Source organism: Vibrio methylphosphonaticus (assembly GCF_023634655.1).
Lineage (GTDB): Bacteria > Pseudomonadota > Gammaproteobacteria > Enterobacterales > Vibrionaceae > Vibrio > Vibrio methylphosphonaticus.
Genome location: NZ_JAMKMS010000012.1, coordinates 126840 through 149361, shown reverse-complemented (window position 1 = coordinate 149361; position 22522 = coordinate 126840). Strand labels below are relative to the sequence as shown.

Here is a 22522-nt window from a genome sequence, read left to right as displayed (position 1 = left end):
CTTCAAAGGAATCAACATGAATACGCTGACGGCTGGCTCACCAGCACCAAACTTTAGCCTTCTCGACCAAGATGGCAATACCGTCTCGCTGGGCGACTTTAAAGGTAAAAAAATTCTTTTTTATTTTTACCCTAAAGCAATGACACCGGGCTGTACGGTGCAAGCCCAAGGCTTACGTGATATTCAATCTCAACTGGCGGAGCATAATGTCGTCGTACTAGGTGCCAGTATCGACCCGGTAAAGCGTTTAGGTAAATTTATTGAACGTGATAACCTCAATTTCACTTTGTTATCGGACGAAGAACACATTGCTGCTGACCAATTTGGCGTTTGGGGCGAGAAAAAATTCATGGGTAAAGTTTACGATGGACTGCACCGCATTAGCTTCCTGATTGATGAAAATGGTGTGATTGAGCACGTATTCAACAAGTTCAAAACCAAAACTCACCATGATGTTGTTTTGGATTATTTAAAAGACAACGCCTAATTAAACGTCGTTGTAAACATAAAAAAGCCTCGCTATTGCGAGGCTTTTCTTATTTCGATTCACGATTCACAGTTGTGTCTCAGTAACCCACACAATCCATTATGTCAGTCTTAGGTTGTCGTTCTGGGATCTTCATGACTTGGCAACGCATTCCAAACCGCTTTGACTAAAGTTGCCAACGGTATGGCGAAGAACACGCCCCAAAAACCCCACAGCCCACCAAAGACTAACACGGCGACAATAATCGCTACAGGGTGCAAGTTAACCGCTTCAGAGAACAGCACAGGGACTAAAACATTACCATCTAGTGCTTGAATGATGCCATAAGCGAGCAACAACCAGTAAAATGGTGGGGTGAGCCCCCATTGGAATAAACCGACGATAGCGACAGGGACAGTAACCGCCGCAGCGCCTATGTATGGAATCAACACCGAGAATCCCACCAGCACAGCAAGTAACGCTGAATAACGTAAGTCTAAAATTGCGAAAGTAATGTAGCTGACACTACCAACAATCAGTATTTCTAACACCTTACCACGTATGTAGTTAGAAATTTGCTGGTTCATCTCCACCCAAACCTCATTCGCCAAGCGGCGATTGCGAGGCAGTAAGCCACTTGCCATACCGACCATTTCTTCTTTATCTTTGAGCAAGAAGAAAACCAATAGCGGAACCAATATCAAGTACACGGCTAACGCTGCTAGGCTGACTAACGAAGCAAATGACCCCTTAACCACATTTTCACCAAGCAGTAAAACTTTATTCTTGAGATTAGACATCACCGACTCGACCAAGTGAATTTCAGCAAGATCTGGATAACGTTTCGGAATTTCTACGACAAATTTTTGCATTCCCGCATACATATTGGGCACATCGTTGATCAGGTTACCGACTTGATTCCAAATCGTTGGTACCAAACCAAACACTGCGAGTAACATCAAGCTGATGAACAATAGAATAACCCCGATAACCGACACGGTTCTAGGCAGTCCAATTCGGCACAGTTGACTGACGGGCCACTCCAGTAAATAGGCAAGAACAATAGCGACAAGTAGAGGTGCAATCAGATACCCAAAAAAGTAGATGGTGATGAAACCACATAGCAATATAAGGACAAGGCTTACCGCCTCTGGATCGGAAAAGCGTCGTTTGTACCAACGACGAATCATATCTAGCATCTACAAATTTTCCTGTTTACTGACAGTAAGTGTGGTGACGTTCCCTGCTTTTGAGCAATCTACGTCGGCATTTTGCATCATAAGGTAGTTGAGTATATCTCTTATTGAGCTCTCATCTATTAATTGAATATGCAATTGTTCGTCGAGCCCTAAGGGCTTAAAAGAACGTTTCACTAATAGAAGTGACATTGGGCAACGCTCTTGACTAAGATCTAAGGTTTGAATCGACATTCGTTTACTAACAACTTAAGTTATGTGCCTCTATAGTAACACCTAAACGATTTGGTGCTATCGCACATTGCTTATCATTCACATTCACAAATGCATTTATCGACATTTATACACCCTGACAATAAATATAATCCTCTTTCCTAGGAGATATTCATCATTTAATGGCGAGGGACATAGAGCGTTAAGTGCTTCCTAATCATTAAGCCATATGCAAAAATGTGGGGATATGGAAAAAGGTAGGAAACCAAGCTCAACAATAGTGGTCAAAACTACCAAATCACAGGAGTTACTTGAATCAGTATGTTAAAACGCGCCCGTTCTTTAGTTTGCCTATGTGTTGCGACAGCTCTAGGCATGCCGCAAGTCACATATGCTGAAGCGGATCTGCCTGAAATTGGTACGGCGGCAGGCGCCACATTAACCATAGACCAAGAAATCATCTATGGTGACGCCTACATGCGAATGCTGAGAGCAAGCTCGCCAATCGTCAACGACCCCGTAATGGTTGAGTATGTTGATTCTATTGGGCACCGCTTAGTATCCAGTGCCAACGATGTAAAAACGCCGTTCACGTTTTTTTTGATTCGTGACCGCAATATTAACGCCTTCGCGTTTTTTGGTGGTCATGTCGCCTTGCACACCGGATTATTTCTTCACGCCCATACGGAAAGCGAACTTGCCTCTGTAATCGCGCACGAAATTGCCCACGTCACTCAGCGACACCTAGCTCGTAGAATGGAAGATGAAGCACGACGTTCACCGGCTACGGTTGCAGCGCTCGTAGGCTCCTTACTACTGGCGATTGCTTCTCCTCAAGCCGGTATGGCAGCATTAACAGCAACCACCGCAGGCTCAATGCAAGCGTCCATAAACTACACCCGAAGTAATGAAAAAGAAGCCGACCGCTTTGGCATTGCGACGTTGGCTCGAGCCAAATTTGACGTCAATGATATGCCTCGCTTCTTTGGTCGACTTGCTGATGACTATCGCTATGCCAGTAAACCGCCACCCATGCTCCTGACTCACCCATTACCCGAGGATCGTATTACCGATACGCGAGCACGTGCGCAAAACTACCCACCATTGCGAGTATTGCCTTCTATTGATTACCACCTAGCAAGAGCAAGGGTCGTCGCCCGCTATGCCAGTATAAAACAAAGTGCGGCGCTAGATTGGTTCGCGCGCACAGCAAAGAAAGCCGACCCTGCCATTAAAGACTCTTTTGAGTACGGCAAAGCATTGGTGTATTTAGATAATAATCAACTCGACAAATCCGAGGCAATTTTAACGAGACTGCTCAAATCAAGACCCAACGATAATTTCTACCTTGATGCCGCTTCCGATCTTTATATTGCGCAAGGTAAGCCAGAGAAATCTGTGCAGTTGATGCAAAAAGCCTTAAAGACCAAACCCAATAATCCGGTGATTACTCTCAACTATGCCAATGCATTACTAGAAAGTGACCAACTAGACCAAACGGTTCAAGTATTACAGCGCTACACCCATGACCACCCCGACGATACCAATGGTTGGCACCTACTTTCAGAAGCCAATATTAAGTTGAGTAACAGTGAAGGTGATTTAGCGGCACGAGCTGAAATCATGGCATTAAATGCACAATGGGATAAAGCGATCCAGCTCTACTCACAAGCTAGCCAACTTGCTGCATTAGGAAGTTTAAAACAAGCTCGCTATGACGCTCGTATCGACCAACTATTGGTTCAACGAGACCGTTTCATGGCATTACAATAAAAAGGAATCCACATGTCAGTCACTATTTTTCACAATCCCCGCTGTTCTAAAAGCCGCCAGACCTTGGCTCTATTAGAAGAGAAAGGCATTCAAGCAGACGTCGTGAAGTACCTCGATACGCCACCGAGTGTATCGGTATTAAAAACACTTTTTAAACAACTCGAGCTAGATAGCGTTCGTGCCATGATGCGAACCAAAGAAGATCTCTATAAATCACTCAACTTAGCCGATGCCGCACTCACCGATGACCAATTATTTCAAGCCATGTTTGAAAACCCAAAACTCATTGAACGTCCAATTGTCGTAAGCAATGGCAAAGCCAAACACGGACGTCCACCAGAGCAAGTACTCGAGATCTTATAGTGAGCTGTCGCATTTTAGTGCTGTACTATAGTCGACACGGTAGCACTCGCCACCTAGCCCGCGCGATCGCAAGAGGGGTGGAAAGCGTTGCTGGCTGCGAGGCGATGCTAAGAACGGTTGAAGAGTTCAACGGCAGTCAGGGGGAAGCAAGCGATGCCTTCGCCACCCTCACTGATTTGAAGCAGTGTGACGGTTTAGCGATGGGAAGCCCTGTTTGGTTTGGTAATATGGCGGCACCATTGAAACACTTTTGGGATCAAACCTCGAGTTTGTGGATCAGTGGGTCACTGATTGATAAGCCAGCGTGCGTGTTCACTTCGTCATCCAGCTTACATGGCGGACAAGAAACTGTGCAACAGTCAATGCTATTGCCATTGTTACATCATGGAATGCTTATCATGGGGATCCCCTACAGCGAGCCTTTACTCCATACTACGACCTCTGGCGGTACCCCCTATGGAGCCTCTCATGTTGCCAGTGACAGCAACCAATTAACCACTGAAGAAGCGACGCTATCCCTCGCACTAGGCAAGCGTTTAGCGACCATGGCACAACAACTCAAACAATCATAATGGACATGAAACGATTGCAACCTAAAGTTCACTACGTACGCTATTTTGCGCTTTGTACCAACTTAACATTACTTGCCTGGGTCATTTTATGGCATAGCACCCTTTCGCCTCATCCGCACGTTAATGCACTTGCCATTACCGTCGCGTGGGCGATCCCATTGCTGCTGCCTTTGCCTGGAATCATTGCTGGTAAACCTTATACTCATGCATGGGCAAACTTCATGCTCATGCTTTATTTCTTGCACGGCTTTACTTTGCTCTACACCGATGAAGGTGAGCGCTGGCTAGCGGCGATCGAGTTACTGCTCACAACATTGACGTTCGTCGGCAACACGCTTTATGCCAGAGTGAAAGGAAAAGAGATGGGACTCAAGTTACCACGCTTATCCAGCGTCGAGAAAAAAGAAAAAGAGACGTTTGAAAATAAGCAATAAGCAATAAGCAATAAGCAATAAAAAATAGGAGGCTTAGCCTCCTATTTTATTACCAGTCATTTAAATAACTAATGCGATATTAGTACAGCCACTCAAATACAAGCTTCGGTTTTGAAATTAGCCCAGACGCGGTTTTCGTATCGCCACTTGGCTCTAGCGATGAGTCCGTTACCGGCGATTTTAAATCGTCAGATACCGTAACATCAGAAACATTTACACCCGTTTCAATCGGCGTTTCCTGCCCATTTTCCTCTGGCGTCAATGCTGAGTCCTCTGGGTATTGAGTCGATTCAACAGCTTCAGTCACTTCTTCAACCACATCCACTTTTTTAACCAAACCAAGTTTCAGCACTTCTTGTTCAAAAGAATCGATAGACCCTAATAGCGCTACACGTACGATTGCATTATTGCCACGAATTTCTGCCACATCAACACGAGCAGTAGAGGCAAGTCGACCTAACGCGCGCTCTAAAGTAAAGAAAGCATCTGCATTCACCAGACCATTAAAGGCGACCGTGACAGTACCTTCACTCTCACCACTGACTACTGAGGTATTTTTAGACGCATAGTAATCACTCACTTGGGCTATTAAGCTTTGAGTCGCTTGATCACCGGACGCACCACCGGTAATTGGTGCAATCTGAGTTTTGCCTAAACTGGCAGGAGATTGATCATATAAAGACCAACGTAGCTGACGACCATCCGCTTTAATCACCATCACAGCATCAACAGGGTAACGCAGTGTCGCCTGTCCTATTGAGCCAACAAAACCGCCCCATAAGTCAGTTGACTGAATACCCGTCATATCATCGAAGTCTCCGACTGGAAACGTTAAAGGCAAACCACGCTTTTTCGCTTCTGTACGCAACTGAGTTGCAATCGCAGAATTGCTGTGCTCCCAAATAATTGAGCGGTCATAGCCATTGTCTTCAACTAGCCACACCATGACGTTACTACGTTCGGCAGGCCAAGATGCCAATTCAGCTTGCTTCAATAACACATCAATCTGATTGCTATTAAACTTCATTTTCAATGCTTGCTCGCCATCAACCTGGGTATAACCAAGCTGAGAAATATAACGAGAGCTCTGCCCTAACGCTTTTTTCACCACACTATTGGAAGCGACGTTCGCGTCACCACTAGCGCGAACCAACACTTCTAGCATTCCCTGCTGACGTGCAATTTCATCGGCGTTTGGCTCTTCCGTATTCACCGCAATTTGAGTTGAATAAATATCAACTTTAGTCAACGCATACGCTGGTAACGAACATAATCCAACCAACAACCAAGCAAAATAACGCATAGGAATCCTAAATAACAAAGATATAAGTCGGAATAATAAGCAAACATGACGGCAGGAGCAAGCAGAGTGCTTCAAGGTTTAGTTAAATTATCCAAACACAAGGTGGGCTTAGCACCCACAAATAGAATAGCACAGCAAGTATTGAGATATTTGTAACAATAAAGGGGATTTATTTACTAAGATCATTAAGCAATCGATTACAAAGTGATACTATCTCGCGAATTTGCCTGACTACGGTTGGGTGTGCTTATGACTTGCTTGGAATATTAAATAATGAAAACTATTCTTCAAGGTTCACAAATGCTATTCGTGGCATTCGGCTCCTTAGTTCTTGTCCCTTTACTGACAGGGCTTGATCCTAACGTTGCCCTATTTGGTGCCGGCGTTGGTACCCTTCTTTTCCAACTAATCACTAAACGCAGCGTACCCATTTTCCTAGCTTCTTCTTTTGCTTTCATTGCTCCAATCATGTTTGGTATCCAGACATGGGGCGTTGGGGCGACCATGGGTGGTCTTATGGCTGCTGGGGTGGTTTACGTCTTAATGGGTGTGCTCATCAAAGTGCGCGGCGTAGCAATTATTCACAAACTATTACCGCCCGTTGTTGTGGGACCCGTTATCATGGTGATTGGTCTTGGTCTCGCACCCGTCGCAGTTAATATGGCGCTAGGTAAAACCAGTGATGGTAGTGTCCAGCTTATCGCCGCTGATGCATCACTATGGATCTCTGCAATTTCATTGCTAGTGACCGTTGGCGTGAGTGTTTTTTCTAAAGGCTTCCTTAAGTTGCTTCCTATCGTGAGCGGGATCCTAGCAGGGTACATCACCAGCCTAGTTTTTGGCGTTGTTGATTTTACTCCCGTCGTTCAAGCGGCATGGTTATCTCTCCCTAACTTTACCGCCCCAGAATTCAACATCAATGCCATCTTGTTTATGTTGCCAGTGGCTATTGCTCCAGCGGTAGAACACGTTGGCGATATGCTTGCTATCTCCAATGTTACCGGAAAAGATTACCTTAAAAAGCCTGGTTTACACCGCACCATCGCGGGTGACGGCGTAGCAACAATCGCGGCATCTATGATGGGCGCGCCACCCAACACGACTTATAGCGAAGTGACTGGTGCAGTGATGCTCACTAAGGCCTTTAATCCTGTCATCATGACATGGGCTGCAGTAACGGCAATCGTACTCGCACTGGTTGGAAAACTTGGAGCGGTACTACAAACGATTCCAGTGCCGGTGATGGGCGGTATTATGATCTTACTATTTGGCTCAATCGCAACGGTGGGGCTCAATACATTAATCAAGAACAATGTTGATCTTCATAAGTCGCGCAACCTTGTAATTGTTGCGATTACTTTAGTGTTTGGTATCGGTGGTATGGCTTTTGGAATTGGCGACTTCAGCCTTCAAGGCGTGAGCTTATGCGGTATCGTTGCAATTATCTTGAATCTTGTTCTGCCTCACGATCTAGGTGAAAACAAGGTTGTAGATAACGCGCAAATAGAAGACTAGACCTACGCAATAAAAAAGGCTGACATCATGTCAGCCTTTTTAAATACTAATTTAGTCGAACTAGCAGCAAGCTAATGCTTAAGGTATCGCCTAGCTAAATTACAGGGTACCGAAGATTTTATCGCCCGCGTCACCAAGACCAGGAACAATATAACCCTTGTCGTTCAAGCATTCATCGATAGCAGCAGTGTAAAGCTCCACCTCTGGATGTGCTTTCTCTAGCGCTTCAATCCCTTCCGGCGCGGCGACTAAAACAAGTACTTTGATCGACTTACAACCTTTCTCTTTAAGAAGATCGATAGTGGCGATCATTGAACCACCCGTCGCTAGCATCGGATCCACAACCAACGCAATACGCTCGTCCATATTTGATGCTAGTTTGTTAAAGTAAGGCACTGGTTCAAGTGTTTCTTCATCACGATAAATACCAACAACACTAATACGTGCACTTGGCATATGCTCAAGAACGCCATCCATCATGCCTAGACCAGCACGAAGAATTGGAACCACCGTGACTTTCTTACCCTTAATCTGATCCACTTCAACGGGACCATTCCAACCTTCAATTGTGACTTTTTCCGTCTCAAAATCTGCAGTTGCTTCATAAGTCAGTAAGCTACCCACTTCAGTGGCAAGCTCACGAAAACGCTTTGTGCTGATGTCCCCTTCGCGCATCAAACCAAGTTTGTGCTTAACAAGTGGGTGTTTAACTTCAACAACTTTCATGTCCAACTCCGGCAATTTTTACAAAACCCCAAAATTATACATGCTTTATTGGCTTATTTCAGTTGAGTTTCGTCAATAACGACAACTTTACACGGAAAAGATTGATCTAATCCTGCTTATTCTTGTCAAACCATGCCTTGGAAAATAGTTTAAATTTTCTTACGCAAACGTTTTCCTTTTTGCGTAAAGCCCTGTTAGAATAGCGCCGCTTTTCACTTCCAATTATTTATCGAGGACTGTCCCGTGAGCGGAAACAACACTTCCCTAAGCTATAAAGACGCTGGTGTAGACATTGATGCTGGTAACGCGTTAGTTGACCGTATTAAAGGCGCAGTTAAGCGCACTCGTCGCCCTGAAGTAATGGGAGGCATCGGTGGATTTGGTGCTTTATGTGAGCTGCCAACTAAATACAAAGAACCAGTATTAGTTTCAGGCACTGATGGTGTCGGCACAAAACTTCGCCTTGCACTTGACCTGAAAAAACACGACACCATTGGTATCGACTTAGTGGCAATGTGTGTAAACGATCTTATCGTTCAAGGTGGTGAGCCGCTATTCTTCTTAGACTACTATGCGACTGGCAAACTAGACGTTGATACGGCTGCAGATGTTGTTTCTGGTATTGCAGAAGGCTGTGTTCAAGCAGGTTGTGCACTCATTGGCGGTGAAACTGCCGAAATGCCAGGCATGTATGAAGGCGATGACTACGATGTTGCTGGCTTCTGTGTTGGTGTCGTAGAAAAAGCAGACATTATTGACGGTACGAAAGTAGCGGCCGGTGATGCACTCATTGCTGTCGGTTCAAGTGGCCCGCATTCAAATGGCTACTCTTTAATCCGCAAAGTGCTTGAAGTATCAGGCGCAGACAAAAACGAAATTCTAGGTGAGCGCACAATTGGCGAACACCTACTAGAACCAACAAAAATCTATATCAAGTCGGCATTAAAGATGATCGCAGAGCATGACATTCATGCAATTTCTCACATCACAGGTGGCGGTTTCTGGGAAAACATCCCTCGCGTACTTCCTGAAGGAACCAAAGCGGTTATCGACGGCAAGAGCTGGGAATGGCCTGCTATCTTCAACTGGCTTCAAGAGAAAGGCAACGTCGAAACCTTTGAAATGTACCGTACATTTAACTGTGGCGTTGGCCTTGTTGTCGCACTTCCAAAAGAACAAGCTGATGCTGCGGTAGCTTTGCTACAAGCAGAAGGTGAAAACGCTTGGGTTATTGGTGAAATCGCCACAGCCGACGCTGGTGAAGAGCAAGTAGAGATCAAGTAATTCATGAAGAATATCGTTGTTTTAGTTTCAGGGAATGGCACAAATTTACAAGCGATTATTGATGCTTGTGAAACGTCGATCACCAACGCAAAAGTGCGTGCTGTATTCTCTAATAAAGAATCAGCTTTTGCTTTAGAGCGAGCGAGAAAAGCCGGTGCCGAAGCAGAGTTCCTTGATCCAAAAGCCAGTGAATCAAGAGAAGCTTTCGATGCCGAGCTTATGCGACGCATCGATGTGCACAACCCTGATTTATTGGTGTTAGCTGGTTACATGCGTATTTTGAGTGGTGAATTTGTTCGCCACTATATGGGGAGAATGATCAATATTCATCCTTCATTATTGCCAAAATACCCAGGTCTCAATACGCATCAACGCGCCATTGATAACTGCGATGAACATCATGGCACTAGCATCCACTTTGTCACAGAAAAACTTGATGGCGGCCCGATCATTTTACAGGCCAAAGTTCCAGTATTTGATAATGATACAGTGGAAGTTCTAGAACAACGAATTCAAATTCAAGAGCACCAAATTTACCCATTAGTGGTGAAATGGTTTGTTGAAGATCGCCTGTCTATGGATGGCAGTAAAGCGGTACTTGATGGACAAGAGCTTGGGGCTCAAGGTTACGCGGATCAATAACTACGTGGATCAATAACTACGCTGTTCAAAAATAAAGTGATGCGAATTTGCTAATAATAGCCTTTACAAAGCGACTATAGCAAAGCGCAGCGACAAAAAAGCGAGTGTTTTTAACACTCGCTTTTTTAATACCCAAACCAACGTTCAGAAGTTGCCCACTCGCCTCTAGCACTACAATGGTTCAGTGGGTGCCTGACTCGCAGGCTTTGCCGCCGCATAAGGTACATCTTTCAATTGCTCACTGTTACTTAATACCAGCTCACCAAAATGAAACAGATTAAACTCACCAGGCTTCATTCGATGCCAAGTCTCATTGCCTGTTAACGGCTGCGTAGCGATCACCGACACCACATCATTGGGCGTAGTCTCCATCTGAAAGTTAATGGTGACATCTTCATCCAATAATGTCGCCTTTCCAAAAGGTGCTTTACGGGTAATCCAATAAAGGTGATTGGTACAAAACGTCATAACAAACTCACCATCACTCAGCATCATATTGTAGACACCGAACTGACGTAGCTCATCACAACACTGTGCCACATAGGCAAACATCGCCATCATGTCTTGTGGTGGCTCAGGAAAGCGACCTTCCAATTTATTCAGTAACCAGCAAAACGACAATTCACTGTCGGTTTCACCCACCGGCCGATGACGCCCTGTGATCAAACTCTGATAGTCCGTTAATTGACCATTGTGTGCAAATGTCCAATAGCGCCCCCAAAGCTCTCGAGTAAAGGGGTGCGTATTTTCTAAGTTTACTTGGCCACGGTTAGCCTGACGAATATGGCTCACTACCGCTCGGCTTTTTATCGGGTAGCTTTGCACTAACTCCGCAATCTGCGAATCACAACTCTGGTTTGGGTCTTTAAACGTTCTAAAGCCCTTCCCTTCATAGAAAGTAATTCCCCATCCATCCTTATGAGGACCTGTATTTCCGCCTCGCTGAATCAATCCAGTAAAGCTAAAACAGATGTCCGTTGGCACATTGGCGCTCATGCCAAGCAATTCACACATTACGTTCCTTATTCCCCATAACCTATTATTTTACAGCTCGCCACTCGACACTACGACGCAGCGATTACTCCATTTCTTTTTCAATCAACTGAATGATGATATGGATAATCTTAATATGAATCTCTTGAATTCGATCGGCATAACCAAAATGTGGCACGCGGATTTCAATGTCAGCCAAGCCAGCCATTTTACCACCATCTTTACCGGTCAGGGCAATGGTCGTCATGCCTTTCTCTTTTGCTGCTTCGATCGCTTTAAGAATATTACCAGAATTCCCCGAAGTAGACAGGCCAAACAGGACATCGCCTTTGCGCCCTACTGCTTCAACATAACGCGAGAAAACATAGTCATATCCAAAGTCATTACTCACACAAGAGAGATGGCTCACATCCGAAATAGCAATACCAGCATAACCTGGACGGTTTTCACGATAGCGCCCTGTTAGCTCTTCAGCAAAATGCATCGCATCACAATGAGAGCCGCCATTTCCACAAGATAAAACTTTACCGTCTTGCTTAAATGATGCTGCTATCATTTTTGCTGCAGCTTCAATTTTTGCGATGTTATCGTCATCACTTAAAAACGCGTTCAAGACATCTGCAGCTTCGCTTAATTCACTTTTAATCAGATCTTGGTACATAGGGCTCTTCTCTTTGTTTCACCGATATGTTCGGCTGTTATCGATTAACTTGAGTGTACCTATAAATCAGAGAGACTGTCGATAGCCATCACAGTTCAATCAGCGCCACATCATCAATTTTTTATGTTAATTCATACGAAATCTCCCAAAAGCAAAACTCACCATCTCCTTATTCTGTGATAGCCAACACTTTCAAATTTTACATTTCCGCAATAATTAGTTTACAATAACAACTGGTACGACCTCCTACCTTTGATGCTTTTAATCATAGAGAGGCGTCATAAAGCCAACAACAACATCCAAAAAAATCAATAACAATACCCAGATAAAGGAACCATCATGGACATCTTGCTCTCTACTGTCATATTGCTCGGAGCGGTTGGCGTTAGCTTTTATCAACGTGCATCCTTAGCAAAATCTCTTTTACTCGTTTCTGCAGCTATGGCAGTAGGAACGCTACTTGGCACTTTTGGCATTATTGCGTGGAGTATTTATGTCCTGCTTATCGCGGTGACTTGTGTTCCCGCTATACGCCAAACACTCGTATCAGAAAGAGCACTCGTTCTTTTCAAAAAAGTGCTACCTGCGATGTCTCAAACAGAAAAAGAAGCACTCGATGCGGGTACGGTATGGTGGGAGGCTGAGTTGTTCAAAGGCAAACCCAATTGGCAAACCCTGCAACACATCAGCGCACCTAAACTTAGCCAAGAAGAACAAGATTTTTTAGACGGTCCAGTTAACGAAGTCTGTGCAATGGTCAACGATTATCAAGTTACTCATGAACTTGCCGATCTGCCAGCTGACGTTTGGCAGTACTTAAAAGACCACAAGTTTTTCTCGATGATCATCAAAAAGCAATACGGTGGGCTAGAGTTTTCCGCCTACGCTCAATCATTGGTACTGCAAAAACTAACGGGTGTGTCTAGCGTTCTTTCCTCTACTGTTGGCGTTCCTAACTCGTTGGGACCAGGTGAATTATTGCAACATTACGGTACTGAAGAACAAAAAGACTATTACTTACCTCGTCTCGCCGTTGGTAAAGAAATTCCTTGTTTTGCATTAACGAGCCCAGAAGCGGGTTCCGATGCAGGTTCTATCCCTGACTTTGGCGTGGTTTGTAAAGGTCAATGGGAAGGAAAAGAAGTACTGGGAATGAATCTCACCTGGAACAAACGCTATATTACGTTAGCACCAGTGGCGACGGTTTTAGGATTGGCTTTCAAGCTGAGAGATCCCGATGGTCTACTTGGAGACAAATCGGATTTGGGCATTACCTGCGCACTGATCCCTACCGACCTTAAAGGTGTCGAAATTGGTCATCGTCATTTCCCATTAAACTTACCATTCCAAAACGGCCCGACTAAAGCACAATCCCTATTCGTTCCTCTCGATTTTATCATTGGCGGACCAAAAATGGCCGGTCAAGGCTGGCGTATGTTGGTTGAGTGTCTGTCAGTAGGCCGGGGGATTACCCTGCCTTCAAACTCAACAGGGGGCATCAAAACAGCGGCATTAGCGACAGGGGCTTACGCGCGTATCCGTCGCCAATTTAAACAACCTATCGGCCATATGGAAGGCATTGAAGAGCCTTTAGCACGTATTGCTGGTAATGCTTATGTGATGGATGCGGCAAGCAGCTTAACAGTCACTGGTATTGATTTAGGTGAGAAGCCCTCAGTCATCTCCGCGATTGTTAAATATCACTGTACCCACCGAGGTCAGCGCTCCATTATCGATGCGATGGACATTGTGGGCGGAAAAGGCATCTGCCTTGGCCCATCAAACTTCCTCGCGCGAGGCTATCAAGGCGCCCCTATTGCAATAACCGTGGAAGGCGCAAACATTCTGACACGTTCAATGATCATTTATGGACAAGGCGCAATTCGCTGTCACCCTTATGTATTAAAAGAAATGGAAGCGGCATACTCGACAGAAGGTAGCGCGGTCTCTGACTTCGATAAAGCGCTGGCTGGCCACGTGTCATTTGCCATTAGTAACTTCATTCGTAGCTTGTGGCTAGGCATTACCGATGGTCGCGGTTCAGATACCCCTCATAAAGATGCGACGAAACGATACTATCAACAACTAAATCGTTACAGTGCTAATCTTGCCTTGTTGTCCGACGTATCGATGGCAGTGCTAGGTGGTTCACTAAAACGTAAAGAACGCCTCTCCGCTCGTCTTGGTGATATTTTGAGCCAACTGTATTTGAGTACTGCAGCACTTAAACGCTTTGATAACGAAGGCCGTCAAAGTGAAGATCTGCCATTGATGCATTGGGGTCTGCAAGACAGTTTGAAACAAACCGAACAAGCTTTGGATGACTTTTTGACGAACTTCCCTAATAAAACCATTGGTCGATTGTTACGGGTTGTCGTTTTACCGTTTGGCACAGTGAGAGTCGCACCGTCCGACACTCTCGATAGCCAGGTGGCGCGAATCCTTCAAACACCTTGTGGCGCGCGCAGTCGTCTAGGCCGCGGTCAATACTTAGAACCAACAGAGTTCAACCCTGCTGGTCGAATTGAGCTTGCACTAGAAGTCGTATTAAAGGCAGAGCCTATTTTCAATAAGATCTGCAAAGAACTCGGTCAACGCCGCCCGTTCACTAACCTCGATAACATCGCTGAAATAGGTTTAGAGAAAGGCATTATTGGACAAGACGAAGCGACGATCTTGAAAACAGCAGAAGCGCATCGTCTCTATACGATTAATGTTGATGATTTCCCATCTGAGGAACTCGCCGCAAAGCCAATCTATCCAGCCATGGAGGAAGTGGCATAAGCCGTGACTAAGGTTAATCTATTCTCCAACACATAATAAAATGCCAACCGATAAGGTTGGCATTTTTTGCTCTAACACTCAGTCACTACGTCCTGGTCAGTAATCATAGCTAACCCGGCATCTTTAGTTGCATTTCCGGTGTTACGGCTCGTATAGCGCGTTTTCGTCTCACTATCCACCACACCAGTGCCCCTAGCAGTATCAAAACGGTATTACCAACAAGGATAGCAATCATTGCTCGTTGTTTAACTGTCGCTCTGTGCTGTGCAATTTGCGCTTCCTGTTGCGCTTTCTTCTTGGCTTCTCTCGCTGCCACTTGCAACGCTTGCGCTTTATCTAAATCAATCGCCCCTACCACGCTAAATGACCGACTAGGCAAATCAAAAACAAGCTCTCGATCCGTCATCGATTCATTCGCATAAACATGCCCAGACCAGTGATAGGTACCCACCTCATTATGATCGGTGAACAATGAGGTCAACTCTGTGTCACTCTCGCCACTTTGACCTTGTACGACTTGCTCACTGTCATTGGGAGAAACTAATGCGATCGAGGTGGCTAAACTTCCCGCTTGGATGGTGCCTGCTTCGCCACGCAGCCTTAATTGATGAGGCGCGCTGTCGTCTCCTTGAATAAAACGAGTAGTGAATGGCGTCGGATAGACAAAGACTTCTTGTTCAAGTGCGCGCAGAAACACACCATTACCCGTCGTGATTCGAACGTTGTATTTACCGGGCTCGATGGTGATCGGAAGCTCAACGGTAAAAACACCATCTCCAGCTCGTTCATCTAGACCAACGCCATCGTCAAAAAACTCGCCAATAACCATTGGAATGGGCTTCGCCTTAGAGTCCTTCATCTCTTGCTCTTCGAGGTAGCGTGTCATGACTACCTTTAGGTTCACATGAGTCAAAATACTATCAATAATTAAAGGTTCACCATTACTCAGCAAATGAGAAGTAAACTTGATTTTTTCACCTTGGTACAGGCGCTCAGGTAGGGCTTGCGCTTTTAACGACAACTTAGAAACTAATTGGATATTATTCTTAGGCGTAACTTTACCAATCGCTTGCCAAGGGCCGGGCATTGGACGTTCAATCGTCACAATATCGGCGGTAGGCTCTTCAATCCAATGTACGTTGGCTGGGTGCTTCCAAGCGTAGTATTTTCTTCCATCAGGGCGAACTAAGGTGACGGGGCGAGAGTTATCTTTTCGGTAAACAAGAAACGTAATTCGCTCGACAGTTTCGTCCACACGAAATCGGTTGTCCAAAAATGACATCGCAGACTCACTGGCTATTGCTGTGCCAATGAGCGTCAACCACAGACTAAACGCTATGAAAATCCTCTGCATGCCTTTCTCCTACTGGCGCCATAAACAGTTACCGCCTTTTCCTACGATATCCAAGCGCGCATTATGCGCTTCTAGTTCATCGGCCGTTGCATGCAAAACCTTTAGCGCTTTTCGTCCTGTCGTTAATCTTTTGATCATTTCTGAGTCCGAGTCCCCAGATTGCCCTGCATTGAACTGCAAGTGCGTCTGTCCACCCGTCATAGCTAAATAAACGTCAGCAAGGATTTCCGCATCGAGTAAAGCGCCGTGCAATATACGCGCAGAAGTATCGATGGTGTAATGTTTCGCTAAGGAATCAAGGTTTTTCCTTGCGGGCATATTAGCCATACGCTTTGCCATGGCCAAGGTATCGGTAACCTTGCAATGGTCTTCCGTTTTGCCAATGCTCGCATCCACCATGGAAAACTCAAGATCCATGAAGCCCACATCGAAGGGCGCGTTATGAGCCACCAGCTCAGCGCCAGCAATGAACTCAAGAAACTCCGTATGGATTTGCTTATATTCTGGTTTGTCTAATAAGAATTCATCCGTAATACCGTGAACGGCAATCGCATCGGGTTGAATCAGACGATCGGGCTTGATATAAACGTGGAAGTGCCTTCCCGTGAATTTTCGATTGATGATCTCAACCGCACCAATTTCAATAATTCGATGCCCTAGGTAGTGAGGACCACCTTCACGGTTCATACCCGTCGTTTCCGTATCGAGTACGATGATTCTGCGTTGTTCTGAATTGAGACTGGTATTCATGATGTTTTGTATGTCAGACTATAGAAATAAAGTTACAGACCTACATAGTATCAAATCATGGCGAAACAGGTTGAAATTTTCACTGACGGATCTTGCTTAGGTAATCCGGGGCCTGGCGGGTATGGCATCGTACTGCGCTATAAACAAACCGAAAAAAAACTCTCCAAGGGCTATCAGCTCACAACCAACAATCGCATGGAAATGATGGCAACCATAGTGGCACTCAAAACACTAAAAGAGCCGTGCGATGTCATTCTTACCACCGACAGTCAATATGTACGTCAAGGCATCACACAGTGGATTCACAACTGGAAAAAACGAGGCTGGAAAACAGCCGACAAGAAACCCGTAAAGAACGCCGATCTTTGGAAAGCGCTAGATGAAGAGACCGCACGCCACTCTGTCGACTGGCGCTGGGTCAAAGGGCATGCCGGTCACCGTGAAAATGAAATGTGTGATGAACTAGCAAGACACGGAGCTGAAAACCCAACAGAAGACGATATAGGCTATCAGCCTAGTTAATCTTGCGTTTGTCGGCAGTTCGGTAATTCAAACTCACCGGTGTGAGTTTTTTCTTTAACTGCCAATGTGGTTTTATCGGTTTAAGCGGATACGTCCGCTTTCGAGCGACAATAAAGTACAAACTCCCCATCGGTGAAGCCCAATCCCCCACACTGCTCTCTAACCATGTCCACATCGTGCGATGTCGCTTCATTGGAAACAATGCATACGTATCAGCGTGAATCACCTGATAGTTAAGTACACTTAGCCAGTCACGAATTCGATTGGGCGTAAACATACGTCCACTCCAAGGAAAGTTATTACGTCGCCAAGGCATCAAGCTCGCGAGCCCTGTAAAACTGATTGGATTAAAGCCGGTGATTATAAGATAACCATCATCAATCATCACACGATCTACCTCGCGCAATAAGCGATGCGGGTCATCACAGTATTCCAGTTGATGGGCAAGAATAACCGCATCAAAGCTTTTTTCTAAAAAAGGGAGTTCATACCGATCGGCGATCACATTGTGCAGTGGGTTTTTAGCGTCTAAATTAACTTGATGTTGTATATTGCAGTTACAACTTGTCAACTCGCAGCTTAAGCCACCCAGTTTAAGCATATGATAACCAAAAAGCTTTGGGCACCACTCATCCAAACGAGTCTGAATAGATTCAGAAACCCATTGACCGTTGGCAAGTTCTTCCCAAGAATGGGGATGGTCGAGCTTTTTCTTGCTGCGTGCTGGCTTCATATTTTCGCGCTCTCTCTCAAAGTGAATTGGAGAAACAACAATGTTACATATCAAAAGCATACCCGCATTTAATGATAATTACATCTGGCTGATTCAAAATAACCAGAAGTTGTGCGCTGTTGTCGATCCTGGTGACGCGGAACCCGTCATTGCCTATTTAGAGCAACATCAACTCGAACTCACCACGATTATGATTACTCATCATCACTGGGACCATATTAATGGTATTGACGCACTCGTCGCCAAGTACCCCAACCTTACGGTGATTGGTCCCGATAATTCCGCTATTCCTCATTTAACTCATCACGTATCGGAAGGACATCGTATTCATTTATTCGGTGAAGAATTCTTAGTGCTCGATTTACCAGGGCATACCCTCGACCATATTGGCTATGTTGGCGATGCGAAACTTTTTTGTGGCGATGTGTTGTTTTCAGCAGGATGCGGGCGAATCTTCGAAGGAACACCAGAGCAGATGTTCCATTCCTTACAGAAGCTAACGTTGCTTCCAGAAGAAACGGATGTATTTTGCACGCACGAGTATACACTGAGTAATCTTGCGTTTGCGATGGCAATCGAGCCTCATAATGCCTTTCTTCACGAGTATCGAGAGCAAGCTAATCAGAAGCGAGTACAAGGTATTCCGACGCTACCTACTTCTATTTCCATCGAAAAACGTATCAACCCGTTCTTAAGAACTCAGCAAATAGAAGTGATGAAATCTGTTGCAAATAGAAGTGTCAACAACGATCCTGTGTCTACTTTTACCGCATTACGTGAGTGGAAAAACGAATTTTAACGTTTTCCTGCTTGTATTGGCACCAACCGTATTAGTATTATGCACGACCGTTCAAGTAACCGTTTGTAGTAAAGACCATGCATAAGAAAATCAGTTGGGCCTTAGCCCTGTTGCTGGCAGGGTGTCAAATGACTCAGCCAGATTCAAGCAGTAACACAACAGAGCCTACCAACTCTCCTTCAGAAACCGCCAAAACTACAACTAATAAACCGGTTTCTGTTGAACCAGCTGTCGCAGCACCGAAAGCCCTTACCCCGCAGCAACAAGAAGATGTGTGGAAGCGTATTGCGATGCAGCTGAAAATGCCAACGCCAGACCACGCTAAAGTCGACTACTATCGCCAATGGTACATCAAACACCCAAGCCACCTAAATACGGTTTCACAACGTGCTCAGCCATTCCTTTATTTAATTACCGAGGAAATAGAAAAGCGTGGGCTGCCTTTAGAACTAGCATTATTACCTGTCGTTGAAAGCTCGTTTGATGCGTTCGCCTATTCACATGGTAGTGCAGCCGGTCTATGGCAATTCGTGCCTGCAACAGGTAAAGCATTCGGACTAGAGCAAACCTATTGGTATGATGGCCGAAGAGACGTTACCGCCTCAACAACCGCAGCATTAGACTTCCTAACGCAACTCAACAAGCGCTTTGATGGTAACTGGCATCATGCGATTGCGGCCTATAATAGCGGTGGTGGTCGTGTAAACAGTGCGATTCGTAAAAACAAGAAACTCAACAAACCTACTGATTTCTTCTCACTCGATCTCCCAAAAGAAACCAGTAGCTACGTACCAAAATTACTTGCGTTGGCTGACGTACTCGCCAATCAAGAAAAGTATGGTCTAAATATTCCAGCGATCCCGAACCAACCAGCATTGCAGTTGATTGATCCGGAAGAGCAACTCGATTTGGCCATCGCGGCAAAGTATGCCGGAATTTCAGTTAAAGAACTGCAAGGCTATAACCCAGCCTACAATCAATGGGCAACGGCGCCATCAGGACCACAATCTTTATTACTACCAATCGCAAGCGTTGAGCAGTTCCAACAAGAACTGGCGAAAAACCGCGGAAAAGGCATGCGCTTGGTACGTTATAAGGTTCAATCTGGGGATTCGTTGAGTGTCATTGCACAGAAACATCAAACAACGACTAACGTCATCCAAAAAGCAAACGGACTGATAAATAATAACATTCGCGCAGGCCAGTATTTACTTGTCCCAACGTCAACGAAAAATGATGACATCTACGCATTAAGCGCGTCTAACCGCCTAGCAAAGACACAGTCAACATCTCGTGGTAATTACAAAATCACCCATAAAGTCGCAAGTGGTGACAGTTTGTGGTCTATTGCGAAAGCCAACAAAGTGTCTCATCAATCGCTCGCGAAATGGAACGGGATGGGACCAAGAGATACCCTGCGTATTGGGCAAGACATCGTCATTTGGAAAGACCAATCAAATGGCGCAATCATTCGAACGGTCTTTTACTCTGTGAGAAATGGCGATACCGTCAGTGGCATTGCGCATAAATTTAATGTTCGCACTAATGACGTCGTTAAATGGAATGGCCTAGAAAAGCAGCGATATTTAAAGCCAGGCCAAAAACTCAAGCTTTATGTTGATGTCACTAAAACTAGCACATAACAGATTGAACTTGAGACAATAAACGCTTCTATTCACAGAAGAGAACAATTAAAAACGGCCTATCTAGGCCGTTTTTTTATAAGCAATCCCAACTCATCAATCAAGACGAAATTCAGCCATCATGGGGTTATGATCCGATGCTGTAGAGGCAGGAGAAGAAGAAGACAATAACGTCATTCCGCGATAAAAAATATGATCAAGAGGCAGACCGGTAACAAAGCGTTTGCGGTTGTCATCTTTAAAGGTTACTTCTTTAATGTGGTACTTTTTGAGCACATTTAGCAAAACCTCAAGGCGCTCCTCACTCCAACTATTAAAGTCGCCAGCAATCAACAACGCGCCTTTGTGGCTAATTAATACCTGCTTAAATGACTCTAGCTGCGCCTGATATTCCTCGGTCCCTATCGTAAAGTTAACAGAGTGAAGATTAACGGTAATGAGTTTAGTCCCATTACTTAATGCGTACTCTGCATACAACCCCGATTTCGGTAACCTAAGCCAGGGCTCTACCTGTAAATTAGCACACGCGATTGACGGCATCTGGGTACTAAGATTAAGCACGCCGGCAGATACATCAAAAGCCTTAAAAGCGGTAGCTTGCTGGCTACTCCAACTTGATTCCTTTAGCCATTGCATAAAAGGCGCGTCGAGATTGGCCTCTTGTAACAGTGCAAGCTGCTTCCCCTTAGACAAGCGCTCCAGCTCCGATAAGAGATTTTCCCGGTTTTGCTTATAGATATTCCAAACTAATATATTCAACTTACCGGCATTATCGATCACTTGAGCACTATCGCCTTGATAACACTTCAGTTCCTTAGCGACGCTACCGCTATGAATAGACGTGACTTCAGGGGTAGTTCGCGTGGTAAAAATCAATTGAAAACTGCCAAACACCACAAGGGTGGCAACGAGCAGTCCCCATATCAGCCACTTCATTTTCATTTATTACTACCTCCCAATAAAAAAGGAGTAGATAACTACTCCTTTTTACAGTCTATCCGAATTGGACTAAATTGCGTCTTCATCTTCCTCGCCAGTGCGAATACGCACGACACGGTCAATATCGGTAATAAAGATTTTACCATCGCCAATTTTGCCAGTCTGAGCGGTTTCAATAATAGTATCTACACATTGATCCGCAACATCACTTGAGACAACAATCTCTAACTTCACTTTAGGAAGGAAGTCCACCATATACTCCGCACCGCGGTAAAGCTCTGTGTGTCCTTTCTGACGCCCAAAACCTTTCACTTCAGATACCGTCATGCCTGTGATACCTACTTCAGCTAGCGCTTCACGTACATCGTCTAGCTTAAAAGGTTTGATAATCGCTTCAATTTTTTTCATGTTCTTCCCTTACATCACTTTTATGTCGATATTATCTGGTAGCCAGTAAAAACAATCAATCAAAACAAAAAGCCCGAAGGACAACTTCGGGCTCTAAATTGAATTTTTTTGTAATAATTACTTTAGGCTTGCATAGTAAGCCGCAACGTTCGCGACATCTTCATCACTAAGCATTGAAGCCTGAGCTTGCATAACGGCAGCCAACCCACCATTACGTTCTTTATTTTTGTAAGCATTAATAGACGATACTAAATACTGTTCATTCTGCCCTTTGAGGTTAGGGTAGCCAGGAATGACAGCAATACCATCAGCTCCGTGACAAGCGGCGCAAATCGCGGCTTTTGCCTTACCTGCTTGTACGTCAGCCGCTACTGCGGTTCCACTCAAAACACTGACAGCGAGTGCTGCACCTATCACGAATTTATTCATTGCATTACCTTTTTGCTATT

24 protein-coding genes are annotated in these 22522 nt (G+C 45.0%); 12 read left to right on the top strand and 12 right to left on the bottom strand.

Annotated features, from left to right (window positions below; genetic code table 11):
* Nucleotides 1-16: 16 nt before the first annotated feature.
* Nucleotides 17-487 (top strand): thioredoxin-dependent thiol peroxidase, encoded by a 471-nt coding sequence (gene bcp / locus M9196_RS15155; protein WP_250618371.1) that lies wholly within the window; start codon nucleotides 17-19, stop codon nucleotides 485-487.
* A 110-nt stretch (nucleotides 488-597) separates the two neighbouring features.
* Here bcp and M9196_RS15150 read toward each other — a convergent pair whose 3' ends face one another.
* Both M9196_RS15150 and M9196_RS23745 read right to left on the bottom strand, forming a co-directional pair.
* Entirely contained in the window at nucleotides 598-1665 is a 1068-nt protein-coding gene (locus M9196_RS15150; protein ID WP_250618370.1) for an AI-2E family transporter, read from the bottom strand.
* Nucleotides 1666-1896 carry a sulfurtransferase TusA family protein gene (locus tag M9196_RS23745; RefSeq protein ID WP_406707689.1) on the bottom strand — a complete coding sequence of 77 codons (231 nt, stop codon included), beginning with the start codon at nucleotides 1894-1896 and terminating at the stop codon, nucleotides 1666-1668.
* Nucleotides 1897-2196: 300 nt separating this feature from the next.
* Between M9196_RS23745 and bepA the strand changes: the two genes are divergently transcribed.
* Genes bepA through M9196_RS15130 form a run of 4 tightly spaced genes read left to right on the top strand, consistent with a single transcriptional unit; the run spans nucleotide 2197 to nucleotide 5017 of the window.
* Nucleotides 2197-3648 (top strand): beta-barrel assembly-enhancing protease, encoded by a 1452-nt coding sequence (bepA, locus tag M9196_RS15145; RefSeq protein WP_250618369.1) that lies wholly within the window; start codon nucleotides 2197-2199, stop codon nucleotides 3646-3648.
* A gap of 12 nt (nucleotides 3649-3660) precedes the next feature.
* The gene (gene arsC / locus M9196_RS15140) at nucleotides 3661-4011 is read left to right on the top strand and encodes an arsenate reductase (glutaredoxin) (protein ID WP_250618368.1); all 351 of its coding nucleotides are present in this window, start codon (nucleotides 3661-3663) and stop codon (nucleotides 4009-4011) included.
* Nucleotides 4011-4583, top strand: coding sequence for an NAD(P)H:quinone oxidoreductase (gene wrbA, locus M9196_RS15135; RefSeq protein WP_250618367.1), 573 nt, complete (start codon nucleotides 4011-4013; stop codon nucleotides 4581-4583). Before arsC ends, wrbA begins: the two co-directional genes overlap by 1 nt.
* Before the next feature lie 5 nt (nucleotides 4584-4588).
* Complete coding sequence (locus M9196_RS15130; protein ID WP_250618389.1) at nucleotides 4589-5017, top strand: DUF2069 domain-containing protein; 429 nt, start codon at nucleotides 4589-4591, stop codon at nucleotides 5015-5017.
* 79 nt (nucleotides 5018-5096) lie between these two features.
* Here the strand turns inward: M9196_RS15130 and M9196_RS15125 are convergent, their stop codons facing one another.
* Complete coding sequence (locus tag M9196_RS15125; protein WP_250618366.1) at nucleotides 5097-6320, bottom strand: DUF2066 domain-containing protein; 1224 nt, start codon at nucleotides 6318-6320, stop codon at nucleotides 5097-5099.
* A gap of 273 nt (nucleotides 6321-6593) precedes the next feature.
* Between M9196_RS15125 and M9196_RS15120 the strand changes: the two genes are divergently transcribed.
* Complete coding sequence (locus M9196_RS15120) at nucleotides 6594-7835, top strand: uracil-xanthine permease family protein (protein ID WP_250618365.1); 1242 nt, start codon at nucleotides 6594-6596, stop codon at nucleotides 7833-7835.
* Between the two features lie 99 nt (nucleotides 7836-7934).
* Here the strand turns inward: M9196_RS15120 and upp are convergent, their stop codons facing one another.
* Nucleotides 7935-8561, bottom strand: a complete 627-nt coding sequence (upp, locus tag M9196_RS15115) for a uracil phosphoribosyltransferase (RefSeq protein WP_250618364.1) — start codon at nucleotides 8559-8561, stop codon at nucleotides 7935-7937.
* Nucleotides 8562-8804: 243 nt separating this feature from the next.
* Between upp and purM the strand changes: the two genes are divergently transcribed.
* Both purM and purN read left to right on the top strand, forming a co-directional pair.
* The gene (purM, locus tag M9196_RS15110) at nucleotides 8805-9845 is read left to right on the top strand and encodes a phosphoribosylformylglycinamidine cyclo-ligase (protein ID WP_250618363.1); all 1041 of its coding nucleotides are present in this window, start codon (nucleotides 8805-8807) and stop codon (nucleotides 9843-9845) included.
* 3 nt (nucleotides 9846-9848) lie between these two features.
* A complete protein-coding gene (purN, locus tag M9196_RS15105) occupies nucleotides 9849-10487 on the top strand; it encodes a phosphoribosylglycinamide formyltransferase (RefSeq protein ID WP_250618362.1) in 639 nt (212 codons plus the stop codon).
* Nucleotides 10488-10658: 171 nt separating this feature from the next.
* On the opposite strand, the gene M9196_RS15100 is transcribed toward purN, so the two are convergent.
* Both M9196_RS15100 and lpcA read right to left on the bottom strand, forming a co-directional pair.
* Nucleotides 10659-11501, bottom strand: a complete 843-nt coding sequence (locus tag M9196_RS15100) for a class II glutamine amidotransferase (protein WP_250618361.1) — start codon at nucleotides 11499-11501, stop codon at nucleotides 10659-10661.
* 64 nt (nucleotides 11502-11565) lie between these two features.
* Nucleotides 11566-12141 (bottom strand): D-sedoheptulose 7-phosphate isomerase, encoded by a 576-nt coding sequence (gene lpcA / locus M9196_RS15095; RefSeq protein ID WP_250618360.1) that lies wholly within the window; start codon nucleotides 12139-12141, stop codon nucleotides 11566-11568.
* Between the two features lie 339 nt (nucleotides 12142-12480).
* Here lpcA and fadE point away from each other — a divergent pair, with 339 nt between their 5' ends.
* On the top strand, nucleotides 12481-14925 hold the full coding sequence (fadE, locus tag M9196_RS15090) for an acyl-CoA dehydrogenase FadE (protein WP_250618359.1): 2445 nt from the start codon (nucleotides 12481-12483) through the stop codon (nucleotides 14923-14925).
* 109 nt (nucleotides 14926-15034) lie between these two features.
* Here fadE and M9196_RS15085 read toward each other — a convergent pair whose 3' ends face one another.
* Both M9196_RS15085 and dnaQ read right to left on the bottom strand, forming a co-directional pair.
* A complete protein-coding gene (locus tag M9196_RS15085; RefSeq protein ID WP_250618358.1) occupies nucleotides 15035-16279 on the bottom strand; it encodes a TIGR03503 family protein in 1245 nt (414 codons plus the stop codon).
* Nucleotides 16280-16288: 9 nt separating this feature from the next.
* Entirely contained in the window at nucleotides 16289-17029 is a 741-nt protein-coding gene (gene dnaQ / locus M9196_RS15080) for a DNA polymerase III subunit epsilon (RefSeq protein WP_250618357.1), read from the bottom strand.
* 57 nt (nucleotides 17030-17086) lie between these two features.
* Between dnaQ and rnhA the strand changes: the two genes are divergently transcribed.
* Nucleotides 17087-17551, top strand: coding sequence for a ribonuclease HI (gene rnhA / locus M9196_RS15075; protein WP_250618356.1), 465 nt, complete (start codon nucleotides 17087-17089; stop codon nucleotides 17549-17551).
* Here the strand turns inward: rnhA and M9196_RS15070 are convergent.
* Nucleotides 17544-18284, bottom strand: a complete 741-nt coding sequence (locus M9196_RS15070; RefSeq protein WP_250618355.1) for a class I SAM-dependent methyltransferase — start codon at nucleotides 18282-18284, stop codon at nucleotides 17544-17546. The genes rnhA and M9196_RS15070 overlap by 8 nt on opposite strands.
* A gap of 40 nt (nucleotides 18285-18324) precedes the next feature.
* Between M9196_RS15070 and gloB the strand changes: the two genes are divergently transcribed.
* Complete coding sequence (gene gloB / locus M9196_RS15065; RefSeq protein WP_250618354.1) at nucleotides 18325-19083, top strand: hydroxyacylglutathione hydrolase; 759 nt, start codon at nucleotides 18325-18327, stop codon at nucleotides 19081-19083.
* Between the two features lie 77 nt (nucleotides 19084-19160).
* Nucleotides 19161-20726 (top strand): lytic transglycosylase, encoded by a 1566-nt coding sequence (locus M9196_RS15060; RefSeq protein WP_250618353.1) that lies wholly within the window; start codon nucleotides 19161-19163, stop codon nucleotides 20724-20726.
* Nucleotides 20727-20822: 96 nt separating this feature from the next.
* Here the strand turns inward: M9196_RS15060 and M9196_RS15055 are convergent, their stop codons facing one another.
* The 3 genes from M9196_RS15055 to M9196_RS15045 form a co-directional block, all read right to left on the bottom strand.
* On the bottom strand, nucleotides 20823-21668 hold the full coding sequence (locus M9196_RS15055) for an endonuclease/exonuclease/phosphatase family protein (protein ID WP_250618352.1): 846 nt from the start codon (nucleotides 21666-21668) through the stop codon (nucleotides 20823-20825).
* A 66-nt stretch (nucleotides 21669-21734) separates the two neighbouring features.
* Nucleotides 21735-22073, bottom strand: coding sequence for a nitrogen regulatory protein P-II (gene glnB / locus M9196_RS15050; protein ID WP_250618351.1), 339 nt, complete (start codon nucleotides 22071-22073; stop codon nucleotides 21735-21737).
* A 117-nt stretch (nucleotides 22074-22190) separates the two neighbouring features.
* The gene (locus tag M9196_RS15045) at nucleotides 22191-22502 is read right to left on the bottom strand and encodes a c-type cytochrome (protein ID WP_250618350.1); all 312 of its coding nucleotides are present in this window, start codon (nucleotides 22500-22502) and stop codon (nucleotides 22191-22193) included.
* Nucleotides 22503-22522 lie beyond the last annotated feature (20 nt).